Annotated in this window: 10 protein-coding genes and 1 pseudogene; 1 reads left to right on the top strand and 10 read right to left on the bottom strand. The window is 63.3% G+C overall.

From position 1 onward, the window contains the following. Nucleotide 1 precedes the first annotated feature (1 nt). The 3 genes from ACHMW6_RS09015 to ACHMW6_RS09005 all read right to left on the bottom strand — a co-directional run bounded on the left by ACHMW6_RS09015 (nucleotide 2) and on the right by ACHMW6_RS09005 (nucleotide 2,585). On the bottom strand, nucleotides 2-1,603 hold the full coding sequence (locus tag ACHMW6_RS09015) for a methyl-accepting chemotaxis protein (protein WP_395406792.1): 1,602 nt from the start codon (nucleotides 1,601-1,603) through the stop codon (nucleotides 2-4). Nucleotides 1,604-1,726: 123 nt separating this feature from the next. After that, entirely contained in the window at nucleotides 1,727-2,206 is a 480-nt protein-coding gene (locus tag ACHMW6_RS09010) for a hypothetical protein (protein ID WP_395406791.1), read from the bottom strand. Between the two features lie 10 nt (nucleotides 2,207-2,216). Next, entirely contained in the window at nucleotides 2,217-2,585 is a 369-nt protein-coding gene (locus tag ACHMW6_RS09005; protein ID WP_395406790.1) for a hypothetical protein, read from the bottom strand. Nucleotides 2,586-2,998: 413 nt separating this feature from the next. On the opposite strand from ACHMW6_RS09005, the gene xth reads away from it, so the two are divergent. Continuing rightward, nucleotides 2,999-3,763 carry an exodeoxyribonuclease III gene (xth, locus tag ACHMW6_RS09000; protein WP_395406789.1) on the top strand — a complete coding sequence of 255 codons (765 nt, stop codon included), beginning with the start codon at nucleotides 2,999-3,001 and terminating at the stop codon, nucleotides 3,761-3,763. A gap of 48 nt (nucleotides 3,764-3,811) precedes the next feature. On the opposite strand, the gene ACHMW6_RS08995 is transcribed toward xth, so the two are convergent. The 7 genes and pseudogenes from ACHMW6_RS08995 to prpB form a co-directional block, all read right to left on the bottom strand. After that, nucleotides 3,812-6,259 (bottom strand): EAL domain-containing protein, encoded by a 2,448-nt coding sequence (locus ACHMW6_RS08995; protein WP_395406788.1) that lies wholly within the window; start codon nucleotides 6,257-6,259, stop codon nucleotides 3,812-3,814. Further along, on the bottom strand, nucleotides 6,243-7,058 hold the full coding sequence (locus tag ACHMW6_RS08990) for a PAS domain-containing protein (RefSeq protein WP_395406787.1): 816 nt from the start codon (nucleotides 7,056-7,058) through the stop codon (nucleotides 6,243-6,245). The genes ACHMW6_RS08995 and ACHMW6_RS08990 overlap by 17 nt, the downstream gene beginning before the upstream one ends. An 88-nt stretch (nucleotides 7,059-7,146) precedes the next feature. Continuing rightward, a complete protein-coding gene (gene prpF / locus ACHMW6_RS08985; RefSeq protein ID WP_395406786.1) occupies nucleotides 7,147-8,334 on the bottom strand; it encodes a 2-methylaconitate cis-trans isomerase PrpF in 1,188 nt (395 codons plus the stop codon). After that, a complete protein-coding gene (locus tag ACHMW6_RS08980; RefSeq protein WP_395408563.1) occupies nucleotides 8,335-8,949 on the bottom strand; it encodes a hypothetical protein in 615 nt (204 codons plus the stop codon). A 444-nt stretch (nucleotides 8,950-9,393) separates the two neighbouring features. Next, nucleotides 9,394-10,931, bottom strand: a pseudogene (acnA, locus tag ACHMW6_RS08975) (aconitate hydratase AcnA); the annotation flags it as partial. 2 nt (nucleotides 10,932-10,933) lie between these two features. Next, entirely contained in the window at nucleotides 10,934-12,082 is a 1,149-nt protein-coding gene (gene prpC, locus ACHMW6_RS08970) for a 2-methylcitrate synthase (RefSeq protein WP_395406785.1), read from the bottom strand. 49 nt (nucleotides 12,083-12,131) lie between these two features. Continuing rightward, a complete protein-coding gene (gene prpB / locus ACHMW6_RS08965) occupies nucleotides 12,132-13,049 on the bottom strand; it encodes a methylisocitrate lyase (RefSeq protein ID WP_395406784.1) in 918 nt (305 codons plus the stop codon). Nucleotides 13,050-13,070: the final 21 nt, after the last annotated feature.

Here is a 13,070-nt window from a genome sequence, read left to right as displayed (position 1 = left end):
TCTAGCGTTCGCGCAGCGCCAGCTGCTTGCCGCCGCCGGCGCGCGGCAGCTGGAACACCGCCACCGCCTGCGCCAGCTGGCCGGCCTGTTCATTCAGGCTGTCCGCTGCCGCGGCGGCCTGCTCCACCAGCGCGGCATTGTGCTGCGTCCCTTCATCCATCTCTCCCACCGCCCGGTTTACCTGCTCGATGCCGCTGGCCTGCTCGCCGCTGGCCGTGTCGATCTCGCGCATGATATTGGCCACGCGCTGCACGGCGCCGATGATTTCTTCCATCGTGTGGCTGGCTTCCGAGACCAGCTTGGCGCCCTGTTCCACCTGCAGCACGGAGTCGTCGATCAGGCCCTTGATTTCCCTGGCCGCGCTGGCCGAGCGCTGCGCCAGGCTGCGCACCTCGCCCGCAACAACGGCAAAGCCGCGGCCCTGTTCACCCGCGCGCGCCGCTTCCACCGCGGCGTTCAGCGCCAGGATATTGGTCTGGAAAGCGATGCCGTCGATCAGGGCGATGATGTCGACGATCTTGCGCGCGGACGTGCTGATGTCGCCCATCGTGCTGCCCACCTGCGCCACCACGGCGCCGCCGCGGCCCGCCACATCGGAAGCGCCGCCGACCAGCTGGGCGGCCTGGCGCGCATTGTCCGCATTCTGGCGCACGGTGGCGGAGAACTGCTCCATGCTCGATGCCGTCTCCTCCAGGCTGGATGCATGCGCTTCGGTGCGGGCCGACAGGTCGCGGTTGCCGGCGGCGATGCCGCGCGTGGCATCGGACATGATGTCCACATTGGCGCGCACGTCGCCGATCATGGCGACCAGGTTGGCCTGCATCTGCTGCAAGGCTTGCAGCAGCTTGCCGATATCGTCGCCCCGGTCGGCCGCGATATGGCCGGTCAGGTCGCCGCCGGCCAGCGCACGCGCGGCGCGCGTGGCTTCACGCAAAGGCTCCGACACGCCCGCGTGCAGCAGGTAGCCGCTGCCCAGCGACAGCACCACGCCCAGCGCGCCGCCGGCAGCGAGCCAGCCGCCCGCCGCGCCACCCACCGCGGCCATCCCAGCCACGCCCATCACTGCAAAGAGCATGCTGCCCGCCGCCGCGCTGGCGGCAATGCGGGCCGGCAGCGAGAGCCGCGTGAGCGCCTGCACCTGCCCCTGCCAGCCAGTACGCACCACGCGGCCCTGGCGCAGCGTGATGGCGGCGCTGCCTTCATTCAGTGTGCGGTACAAACGGTCAGCGCCTTCGACCTGGGCGCGCGTCGGCTTGCTGCGCACGGACATATAGCCTGCCACGCGGCCCTGCTCCAGCACTGGCGTCACATTCGCCACCACCCAGTAGAAGTCGCCGTTCTTGCGGCGGTTCTTCACCAGGCCAGTCCATGGCAGCCCGGATTTCAGGCTGGACCAGAGGTCGGCGAAAGCCTGCGGCGGCATGTCGGGGTGGCGCACCAGGTTGTGCGGAGCGCCGATCAGTTCGTCTTCGTTAAACCCGCTGACTTCGATGAAGTACGGATTCACATAAGTGATCTTGCCCTTGAGGTCAGTCTTGGAGACGATGGGGCGGCCATCGTCCATGTGATATTCAATTGCCGTAACTGGAAGGTTCTTGCGCATGGCCAAGTCTCCGAAAAATGTTCCCAGGAGAAATTATAGCCACGCGCCGTAGGACCAGTCCTACGAAACTTCTAGTTGTGATAACAAAACAACAAGTAGTTAAATGAAAGTCAAACCGTATCGTCAATAGACGACGGATCCCGCCGCTGGCGCAGGCCTCGGCGGCTCGCCACGCTGCAGGACCATGGTGAGGGTTTCCGGATAATCGAAACCCGCGCCGGTGCTGCGGTCCACGTACTGGCCGGCGCCGGCGGTAAGGATGTAATTGCCCCAGCGGGAGCCGTTCTGGCGGGGAATGATCTGGTCGTAAGCCCACACGTCGGCCTGGCGGCAATCGACGGTCAGTGGCTGGGTGGATTTGCGGATGGCGACGCGGCCGGGCGTGGTCACAAACCAGCGGCCCACGTCATTGCTCAGCATGCAGCCGATGCCGGACACCTGCTGGTGGTCCAGTACCGTCTGTACGAGCAGGTATTGTTCAGTAGTTTCCGTTAACGTGGCACAGCCCACCCCAGCCGTCCCGATCAGGACGGCGACGAGCAGGCTGGCTGGGCGGCGCGAATACTTCGCCGCGGCGACCAGGCAGGTCGGCCAAACTGGCATGCAGGCAGTCTTAGAAATCCGGATGGGATTTCTGTTTCTGCTTCAGGTTCTGGATGACACTCAGGATGTCTTCCATACCCTTGTTACCGTCCATCCCCTGGAACGCATCCAGCACCTCATTCAGGACCTGGGTGCGCATCGCGGCATCATCAGAGGCCATGGCTTGCGGACGCTGCAAGCTCGAACGAGCAGAGGTCGTTGCCCCCACTTCTTTTGCCGCCGACTTGCGGCCGCTCGGCGATTTGCCGTGCTCCAGCGCCGCTTGCCAGATCAGCCAACGGCGTTGCGTCTCATACACCAGATATTCGTCTGGTTTGTCTTCGCGGCGACGGACAATTTGTCCTTCCTTTTGCGCCCATGCTTCAAATGCAGATCGCATGTTTTTCCTTTAGTTTTGCAGTGCCGAATTAATTTCCGTATGGTACCACTTATTTACGTAAGACAACAATTTGCCATACAAAAATAGAGCGAACCGGAAAATTCGAATCAACCAAGATAAGTATAGATGCCTATCTGGCCACCGATACCCTGATTTTAGTACCATTCTGATAACTCTGAAGCACTATTGGAAATTATTTTTCAGCCTGTTACATTTTGCGACAGAATCCGTTGCGGAAATCCGAAACCGCGGGCTGTTCGCCCGTTTTCGCATTGCTCAGCACGCTGCTCTGCAACAAAAAACCAACACTTTACAATAGCAAACAGAAAGTAACTCGTTCCTGGTAACAACGTTGGATCATAGCCGTTAAGGTAAGATGGCGCCCACGCAATTGAAATTTGGAAAGACGACGTATGAAACTTGCCACTTGGAACGTAAATTCCCTGAATGTCCGCCTGCCCCACGTGCTGAAATGGCTGGGCGAAAATCCGGTTGATGTGCTGTGCATCCAGGAGACCAAGCTGACCGATGACAAGTTCCCGCAAAAGGAAATCGAAGAGGCCGGCTATCAGGTCGTCTTCAGCGGGCAGAAGACGTATAACGGCGTCGCCATCCTGTCGAAGCTGCCGATGACAGATGTGGTGAAGAACAATCCGAAGTACCCGGACGAGCAGCAGCGCATCCTGGCTGCCACCATCGACGGCATCCGCGTGGTCTGCGCCTATGTGCCGAACGGCCAGGCGCTGGACAGCGACAAGTACACCTACAAGCTGGGCTGGCTACAATCCTTCCGCGACTGGCTGGCCGAGGAACTGGCGCGCAACGAGCACCTGGCCGTGCTGGGCGACTACAACATTGCGCCGGAAGACCGCGACGTGCACGATCCGGCGGCGTGGGAAGGCATGGTCCACGTGTCGCCCAAGGAGCGCGCGGCGCTGCAGGAGCTGCTGGGGATCGGGCTGGCGGATTCCTTCCGCCTGTTTGAACAGCCGGAGAAGAGCTTCTCCTGGTGGGATTACCGGATGCTGGGGTTCCAGAAGAATAAGGGACTGCGGATTGATCACGTGCTGTTGTCGGGGTCGCTGGTGAAGCGCTGCTCGGGGTGTATCGTGGACCGGGCGCCGCGCAAGTGGGCGCAGCCTTCCGATCACGCGCCTGTGATTGCGACGCTCGACTGAGCATAGACGGCGGATCAATGATCCGCCCTACAGCCCCTGCGGGCCCCTTTATGCCGCCACCCGCTCCAACATCAACTGCGCGCGCACGCCCAATACGGGCTTGCTGAACAAATACCCCTGCGCGTAATCGCAGCCCTGCATGCGCAGGAGCTCGAACTGTTCCTCCGTTTCCACGCCCTCCGCTACGATGGACAGCTGCAGGCTTTCGGACAGCGCCGTGATGGCGGCGACGATGGCGCGGTCCTCGGCGCTGTGTTCGAGGTCGCGCACGAAGGCGCGGTCGATCTTGATCTTGCGCACCGGGAAGCGCTTCAGATAGGCCAGCGACGAATACCCCGTGCCGAAATCGTCGATGGACAGGCGGATGCCCATCGCATTGATCTCCTTCAGCACGGCCATCGTATGCTCGCCGTGCTGCATCAGCGCCGTCTCGGTGATTTCAAATTCGATCAGCGCGGGATCGATGCCCGTTTCGGCGAGGATGCGGCGAATCGCATCGACCAGTCCCTTGTGCATGAACTGGCGCGGCGACAAGTTGATCGCCAGCGGCACCGGCTGCAGCCCCAGACGCTGCCACTCCATGCTCTGCTCGCAGGCGCGGCGGATGACCCACTCGCCGATCGGCACGATCAGGCCATTCTCCTCGATGATGGGAATGAACTGGTCCGGCATCACCAGCCCTGAGGCGGGACGCCGCCAGCGCAGCAGCACTTCCAGGGTAGCCAGGCGGCGCGTGGAGACGTCCATGATAGGCTGGAAGTGCAGTTCGAACTGGCCCAGCGCCAGGGCGCTGCGCAAGCTGCTCTCCATCTCGAAATGCTGGGCCGCCGCCAGGTTCATCGTCTGCGTGAAGTACTGGTAATTATTGCGGCCGGACGCCTTGGCGTGATACATGGCGGCATCGGCATTGCGCATCAGCGTTGCCACATCCTTGCCGTCATCCGGATACATGCAGATGCCGATGGATGGCGAGATATGCAGCATGCGGCCTTCCAGGGGGAAGGGAACGGCCAGCGCATCGATGATCTTCTGCGCCACATGGCTCGATTCATCCGCGTTGCGTATGCCCGGCAGCAGCACCACGAATTCATCGCCGCCGAGGCGGGCCACGGTATCGCTGGCGCGCACCGAGCCGCACAGGCGATTCGCCACTTCCTTCAGCAGCTGGTCGCCGGTCATGTGGCCGAGCGAATCGTTGATGGTCTTGAAGCGGTCGAGGTCAATGAACATCACCGCCAGGCCACGGTCCGAACGCTGGGCCGCCAGCATGGCGCGGTCGAGACGATCGGCCAGCAGCGCGCGGTTCGGCAGCCCTGTAAGGCTGTCGTGATACGCCATGTGATGGACGCGTGCCTCGGCCTGGCGCCGTTCCACGATCTCGGCCTGCAACTGGGCGTTGGCGCCCGCCAGTTCCGCCGTGCGTTCCAGCACGCGCACTTCCAGCTCATCGCGCGCGCGGCGCACGGCTTCGGCGGCTTCGCGGCGCGCCGTCACATCGTCCACCAGCCATACCGAACGGCCCCGCGGCTGGCGCGGATCAAACGGACGGCCGGACAGACGGGCCCAGAAAGTCGAACCATCCTGGCGCACCAGCTGGTATTCGTAGGAGCTGACACGGCCGGCCAGGAAATCCTGCGCCGTCTCCTTGCGCGCCGCATCCCAGGCATCCAGGCTCGGATAGAAGGACTGCACGCTCACATTCACCATGCCGCCCGGCGGATAGCCGAACAACTCTTCCATCTTCGCATTGCAGCGCAGGTTGTAGCCATTCTCGCAGACGGAGATGCCCAGCACCGCGCTGTCAAGAATCGCCTGGTTCTCCAGCAGCGCATTGCGCAGCGATTCCTCATCCCGCTTCTGCTCCGTGCGGTCCTCGATGATCCAGATCGTGCCCTGCGAGGGATCTTCCGGATTGACCACATAGCCGATCAGCTGCGCCCAGAAGCTGCTGCCGTCCTTGCGCGCCATTTCGACTTCGGTGCGGAAGGGCTTTGCGGCGCTGAGCAGCGGTGCGGCCAGCGCACCGACGTGGTTATAGCTTTCATCGTCCCGATACAGGCAGCGGCCCGGCATGCCCAGGCCTTCCTCGCCCTGGTAGCCGAACATATCGCTGAAGCCCTTGTTGTAGCGGGTGATCTGGCGGTTCTTTGTAAACAGGATGGTCATCGAGGCATTCGTCATGATGGCCTCGACCTCCATCTTGGTCTGGCGCAGCTGGGTCACGTCTTCCAGGATCCAGATCGTGCCGCCGTCGTTGTGTTCCTCGTCCACCGGCTTGGCGCGCACGCTGCACCAGATTGCGCTGCCATCCTTGCGGCGGAATTCGCACTCATTCATTTCGAACAGCTGGCCGGCGACCAGCCGCGGACCGGCCAGGCTGCCGAAATGGCGGTAGCTCTCCTGCGACAAAAACATGTCGCTGGCATGGCGGCCGACGATTTCCTCCCGCGCATAGCCGAACATCCCGGCCAGCAGCGGATTACAGCTCAACATCATGCCGTTCTTGGTGAACAGGATGCCGACCGAGGCGTTGTCCAGGATGGCTTTTCTGCTCCAGCAGCAGCTGGCGCGTGGCTTCGCTGGCAGCGCGCTGTTCGTGGATGTCTTCCACGATCCATACCGTGCCTTCGCGCGTGTCCGTGGGATCGAGTGCGCGGCCGTGGGTGCGGCACCAGAACAGGCTGCCGTCGCGGCGGCGCAGCTGCAGTTCGACCGAGTGCGCGCGGCCCTGGCGCAGCACTTGCCGGCCTTCGGCGCGCAAGCGTTCGCCCTCTTCCGGCGATGAATAGACAATGATGCTGGGTGCACCTTCCATCTCGTCGCGCGCATAGCCGAACATCTCCGCCGCGCGCATATTGCATTCGACGATGACGCCGCCCTTGCTCAGGATGATGCCCACTGCCGCATTCTCGAGGATGGCCTGCTGCTCCAGCATGGCCTTGCGCAGCGCGCGCTGGTCGCGCTGGGCGTTGCTGATGTCATGAAACACGATCGTGAAGCCGCCTTCTTCCACGGCCTTCACCGTCAGCTGCACGGAGATATAGGCACCGCTCGCGCTGGCCAGGCAGCTGTCCCACTGCTTGCGGGCGGATTGCAGCTGGGCGGCGGCATCCAGGCGCACATGGGGCGCGAAGTAGTCGCGGATATCGCGTCCGCGCGGATCGGTTTCGAGCAGCGCATCCAGCTCCGGATTGGAGGCGATAACGATCCCCTCCGCGTCGCAGCCGCAAGCGGGCATGCCGATCAGCTGCAGTGCTTCGGCGACAATATCCAGGTTGGCTGTGGCTCGGTCCATGTATGGCGGATCATAGCCTAGAACATTGATTCTACAAAGAAAAAGCCCGGCGAGGCCGGGCTTCAAAACAACAAAGTTGTTTCGGCGATCAGAAGTCGCCCGGTACGCGCACCCAGCCTTCCATCAGCACGCGCGCGCTGCGGCTCATGATGGCCTTCGTCACGCTCCATTCGCCATTCACCTGCCGCGCCGCCGCACCAACGCGCAGCGTGCCGGAAGGATGACCGAAGCGCACTGCTTCGCGTTCGCCGCCGCCGGCAGCGAGGTTGACCAGCGTGCCCGGAATGGCAGCAGCCGTGCCGATCGCCACGGCCGCCGTTCCCATCATCGCGTGATGCAGCTTGCCCATCGAGAGCGCACGCACCAGCAGGTCGATGTCGCCGGACTGCACCTGCTTGCCGCTGGATGCCGCGTAAGCTGCTGGCGGCGCCACAAATGCGACTTTTGGCGTGTGCTGGCGGCCGGCGGCTTCTTCCACGGTCTTGATCAGGCCCATGGCGATGGCGCCGTGGGCGCGGATGGTTTCGAACTTCGCCAGCGCTTTCGGATCGCCGTTGATGGCGTCCTGCAGCTCCGTGCCGGTGTAGCCGATGGCATCGGCGTTGACGAAGATGGTCGGAATGCCGGCGTTGATCATCGTCGCCTTCAGCGTGCCGATGCCAGGCACTTCGAGGTTGTCGACCAGGTTCCCGGTCGGGAACATGGCGCCGCCGCCCTCGCCTTCTTCAGCTGCGGGGTCCATGAATTCCAGCTGCACTTCGGCGGCCGGGAAGGTCACGCCATCCAGCTCGAAGTCGCCGGTTTCCTGCACCTCGCCGTTCGTGACCGGCACGTGGGCGATGATGGTCTTGCTGATATTGGCCTGCCAGATGCGCACCACGGCCACGCCGTTGTGCGGGATGCGGCTGGCGTCCACCATGCCGGCGCTGATGGCGAAGGGGCCGACCGCTGCGGACAGGTTGCCGCAGTTGCCGCTCCAGTCGACGAAGGCGCTGTCGATGGAGACCTGGCCGAACAGGTAGTCGACGTCATGATCGGGACGACTCGATTTGGAAATGATCACCGTTTTGCTGGTGCTCGAAGTCGCGCCGCCCATGCCGTCGATCTGCTTGGCGTAGGGGTCGGGGCTGCCGATGACGCGCAGCAGCAGCCTGTCGCGCACCTGGCCGGGGACCTGGGCGGCCTCCGGCAGGTCCTGCAGGCGGAAGAAAACGCCTTTGCTGGTGCCGCCACGCATATAGGTGGCGGGGATTTTGATTTGCGGGACGTGGGCCATTTATGCCGCCTTTGCTGACTCGAGGAAGTCCTGCGCGAAGCGTTGCAGCACGCCGCCCGCCTCGTAAATCGACACGTCTTCCGACGAATCCAGGCGGCAGGTCACCGGCACTTCCACGCGTTCGCCGTTGCGACGATGGATCACCAGCGTGAGCGTAGCGCGCGGCGCCCGTTCTCCGATCACGTCGAAGGTTTCGGTGCCGTCGATGCCCAGGGTCAGGCGGTTGGTGCCCGGCTTGAACTCCAGCGGCAGCACGCCCATGCCCACCAGGTTGGTACGGTGGATGCGCTCGAAGCCTTCGGCCACGATCGCTTCCACGCCGGCCAGGCGCACGCCCTTCGCCGCCCAGTCGCGCGAGGAACCCTGGCCATAGTCGGCGCCGGCGATCACGATCAGCGGCTGCTTGCGGTCCATATAGGTCTCGATGGCTTCCCACATGCGGATGACCTTGCCTTCCGGCTCGATGCGGGCCAGCGAACCGGCCTTCACATTGCCGTCCGCGTCGCGCACCATCTCATTCTTCAGCGTCGGATTCGCGAAGGTGGCGCGCTGCGCGGTCAGGTGGTCGCCGCGGTGGGTGGCGTAGGAGTTGAAGTCCTCTTCCGGCAAGCCCATTTTCGCCAGGTACTCGCCCGCCGCCGAATTCAGCATGATGGCGTTCGACGGCGACAGGTGGTCGGTGGTGATGTTATCGCCCAGCACAGCCAGCGGACGCATGCCCTGCAGCGTGCGATCGCCTGCCAGCGCGCCTTCCCAGTATGGCGGACGGCGTATGTAGGTCGATTGCGGACGCCAGTCGTACAGCGGCTCGGCGCGCTCTCCCGCTTCTTCGTTGCGCGCGAACATCGGGATATAGACCTTGCGGAAATGCTCCGGCTTCACGGAAGCTTCCACGATGGCGTCGATCTCTTCATCGCTTGGCCACAGGTCCTTCAGCGTGACAGGCTTGCCGTTCGCGTCGTGTCCCAGCACATCCTTCTCGATATCGAAGCGGATGGTGCCGGCGATGGCGTAGGCCACCACCAGCGGCGGCGAAGCCAGGAAAGCCTGTTTCGCATACGGGTGGATACGCCCGTCGAAGTTGCGGTTGCCCGACAGGACGGCAGTTGCGTACAGGTCGCGCTCCACCACTTCCTTCTGGATCACCGGATCGAGCGCGCCGGACATGCCGTTGCACGAGGTGCAGGCATAAGCGACCACGCCAAAGCCCAGCTTTTCCAGCTCCGGCAGCAAGCCCGCTTCTTCCAGGTAGAGCGTGACGGCTTTCGAGCCCGGGCGAGCGAGGACTTGACCCACGGCTTGCGCAGCAGGCCGGCCTTGTTCGCATTGCGCGCCAGCAGGCCGGCAGCAATCATATTGCGCGGGTTGTTGGTGTTGGTGCAGCTGGTGATGGCCGCAATGATGACGGCGCCATCCGGCATTTTGCCAGGTTCGTTCTCCACCACGCCGGCAATGCCGCGCGCTGCCAGATCGGTCGTGGCCACGCGCTTGTGCGGGTTGGACGGGCCGGCGATATTGCGCACTACGGTGGACAGGTCGAACTTCAGCACGCGCTCGTACTCGGCGTTCTTCAGGCTGTCCGACCACAGGCCGGTGTGTTTGGCGTACTGCTCGACCAGCGCCACCAGTTCGTCGTCGCGGCCGGTCAGCTTCAGGTACTTGATGGTCTGCTCGTCGATGGAGAACATCGCGGCCGTGGCGCCGAATTCGGGCGCCATATTCGAAATGGTGGCGCGGTCGCCCAGCGTCAGCGCGGTGGCGCCTTCACCGTAGAACTCCAGGTACGCCGACACCACTTTCTCCTTACGCAGGAATTCGGTCAGCGCCAGCACGATGTCGGTGGCGGTAATGCCCGGCTGCGGCTTCCCGCTCAGCTCAACGCCGACGATGTCCGGCAGGCGCATCCAGGATGCGCGGCCCAGCATCACGGTCTCGGCTTCCAGGCCGCCCACGCCGATGGCGATCACGCCCAGCGCATCGACCATCGGGGTGTGGGAATCGGTGCCGACCAGCGTGTCCGGATAGGCCACGCCGTCGCTCACCTGGATCACGGGCGACATGCGCTCCAGGTTGATCTGGTGCAGGATGCCGTTACCGGGCGGGATCACGTCCACGTTCTGGAAGGCTTTCTTGGTCCAGTCGATGAAGTGGAAGCGGTCCTCGTTGCGGCGGTCTTCGATGGCGCGGTTCTTGTCGAAGGCGTCTGGATCGAAGCCACCGCACTCCACGGCCAGCGAATGGTCGACCACCAGCTGGGTCGGCACCACCGGATTGACCAGCGACGGATCGCCGCCCTGGTCCGCGATGGCATCGCGCAGGCCGGCCAGGTCCACCAGTGCGGTCTGGCCCAGGATGTCGTGGCAGACGACGCGCGCCGGGAACCAGGGGAAGTCCAGGTCGCGCTTGCGCTCGATCAGCTGTTCCAGCGACGCGTTCAGCGTGGCCGGGTCGCAGCGGCGCACCAGGTTTTCAGCCAGCACGCGCGAGGTATATGGGAGCTTGTCCCAGGCGCCCGGCTTGATCGCATCGACGGCTTCACGCGCGTCGAAGAAATCGAGCTTGGTGCCCGGCAGCTGTTTGCGGAATGCGGTATTCATGATTACTTGCGGTCCTTGATCGGTACGAATTGCAGGTCTTCAGGGCCCACGTAGTTCGCGCTTGGGCGAATGATCTTGTTGTCGATGCGCTGCTCGATGATGTGCGCGGACCAGCCGGAGGTGCGCGAGATCACGAACAGGGGCGTGAACATGGCGGTGGGCACGCCCATCATGTGGTAGGACACGGCGGAGAACCAGTCCAGGTTCGGGAACATCTTCTTGATTTCCCACATCACCGATTCCAGGCGCTCGGCGATGTCGAACATCTTGGTCGAACCGGCTTCCACGGACAGCTTCTTGGCCACGTCCTTGATCACCACATTACGCGGGTCGGAGATGGTGTACACAGGGTGGCCGAAGCCGATCACCACTTCCTTGTTTTCCACGCGCTTGCGGATGTCCGCTTCGGCTTCATCGGCATTCTCGTAGCGCTTCTGGATTTCGAAGGCGAATTCGTTGGCGCCACCGTGCTTCGGGCCGCGCAGCGCACCGATCGCGCCGGTCACGGCGGAGTAGATATCGGAACCGGTGCCGGCGATCACGCGGCTGGTGAAGGTGGAAGCATTGAACTCGTGTTCCGCGTACAGGATCAGCGAGGTGTGCATCGCACGCACCCAGGATTCGGACGGCTTCGCGCCGTGCAGCAGGTGCAGGAAGTGGCCGCCGATCGAGTCGTCATCGGTTTCCACTTCGATGCGCTTGCCGTTGTGGCTGAAGTGGTACCAGTACAGCAGCATGGAGCCGAAGGAGGCCATCAGGCGGTCGGCGATGTCGCGCGCGCCGGCGATATTGTGATCGTCCTTTTCCGGCAGGGTGCAGCCCAGCACCGAGCAACCGGTGCGCATCACGTCCATCGGGTGGGCGGACGCAGGCAGCGCTTCCAGCGCGGACTTCACCGACTGCGGCAGACCGCGCAGCGATTTCAGCCTGGTCTTGTAGCCCTTCAGTTCCGCCTGGGTTGGCAGCTTGCCGTGCACCAGCAGGTAGGCGATTTCTTCGAATTCGCAGACATTGGCCACGTCCAGGATGTCGTAGCCGCGGTAGTGCAGGTCGTTACCCGTTTTGCCCACGGAGCACAGCGCGGTATTGCCCGCAGCAACGCCGGACAGGGCAACGGATTTTTTTGGTTTGAAGGTTGGTGCGTCGGTCATTTTGTTTAATCTCCTCGGTGAATCAAAGACGGCGGATCAATGATCCGCCCTACGCTTCTCGGCGGCTCGACGGCCGCGTTATTTTTTCTCGGGCGGCGAACAATGCGTCCAATTTTTGTTCAAAATCGTGGTAATTGATGCGCTCGTACAATTCGGCGCGGGTCTGCATCGTATCGACCACATTCTTCTGCGTGCCATCGCGGCGGATCGCGCCGTACACGTTCTCGGCGGCCTTGTTCATGGCGCGGAAGGCGGACAGCGGATACAGCACCAGGCCCACGTCGGCGGACTTCAGTTCCTCGACGGTGAACAGCGGCGTGGAGCCGAATTCGGTGATGTTGGCCAGGATCGGCACCTTCACGGCCTTGGCGAACTGCTTGTACATATCCAGCGTAATCATCGCTTCCGGGAAGATCATGTCCGCGCCCGCTTCCACGCAAGCTACGGCGCGCTCGATGGCGGCGTCCAGGCCTTCCACGGCCAGCGCATCGGTGCGGGCCATGATGACGAAGTTCTCGTCGGTGCGCGCGTCCACGGCAGCCTTGATGCGGTCCACCATCTCGCCCTGCGTCACGATTTCCTTGCCCGGACGGTGGCCGCAGCGCTTGGCGCCAACCTGGTCTTCGATGTGCATGGCGGCCGCGCCGAACTTGATCATGGACTTCACAGTGCGCGCCACATTGAAGGCGGAGGCGCCAAAGCCGGTGTCCACGTCGACCAGCAGCGGCAGATCGCACACGTCGGTGATGCGGCGCACGTCGGTCAGCACATCGTCCAGGTTGGAGATGCCCAGGTCCGGCAGGCCCAGGGAGCCGGCAGCAACGCCGCCGCCGGACAGGTAAATCGCTCGGAAACCGGCGCGCTTGGCCAGCAGGGCGTGGTTCGCATTGATCGCGCCCACCACCTGCAGCGGGGCTTCTTCTTGCACTGCCTTGCGGAAGGCGGCGCCGGCGGAGTATTGGCTCATGATGTCCTTTCAAACGGATTG

The organism is Pseudoduganella sp. UC29_106 (assembly GCF_044055365.1).
Lineage (GTDB): Bacteria > Pseudomonadota > Gammaproteobacteria > Burkholderiales > Burkholderiaceae_D > Rugamonas.
This window is presented reverse-complemented; position numbering and strand designations above follow the sequence as displayed.

What these genes read in the sequence shown, in the direction of transcription:
- ACHMW6_RS09010 (WP_395406791.1), bottom strand. Translation starts at nt 2,206, where the DNA reads ATGCCAGTTTGGCCGACCTGCCTGGTCGCCGCGGCGAAGTATTCGCGC.
- prpF (WP_395406786.1), bottom strand. Translation starts at nt 8,334, where the DNA reads ATGGCCCACGTCCCGCAAATCAAAATCCCCGCCACCTATATGCGTGGC.
- prpB (WP_395406784.1), bottom strand. Translation starts at nt 13,049, where the DNA reads ATGAGCCAATACTCCGCCGGCGCCGCCTTCCGCAAGGCAGTGCAAGAA.
- ACHMW6_RS08990 (WP_395406787.1), bottom strand. Translation starts at nt 7,058, where the DNA reads ATGGACCGAGCCACAGCCAACCTGGATATTGTCGCCGAAGCACTGCAG.
- prpC (WP_395406785.1), bottom strand. Translation starts at nt 12,082, where the DNA reads ATGACCGACGCACCAACCTTCAAACCAAAAAAATCCGTTGCCCTGTCC.
- ACHMW6_RS08995 (WP_395406788.1), bottom strand. Translation starts at nt 6,259, where the DNA reads ATGATGTTGAGCTGTAATCCGCTGCTGGCCGGGATGTTCGGCTATGCG.
- ACHMW6_RS08980 (WP_395408563.1), bottom strand. Translation starts at nt 8,949, where the DNA reads ATGGGCTTGCCGGAAGAGGACTTCAACTCCTACGCCACCCACCGCGGC.
- ACHMW6_RS09005 (WP_395406790.1), bottom strand. Translation starts at nt 2,585, where the DNA reads ATGCGATCTGCATTTGAAGCATGGGCGCAAAAGGAAGGACAAATTGTC.
- ACHMW6_RS09015 (WP_395406792.1), bottom strand. Translation starts at nt 1,603, where the DNA reads ATGCGCAAGAACCTTCCAGTTACGGCAATTGAATATCACATGGACGAT.
- xth (WP_395406789.1), top strand. Translation starts at nt 2,999, where the DNA reads ATGAAACTTGCCACTTGGAACGTAAATTCCCTGAATGTCCGCCTGCCC.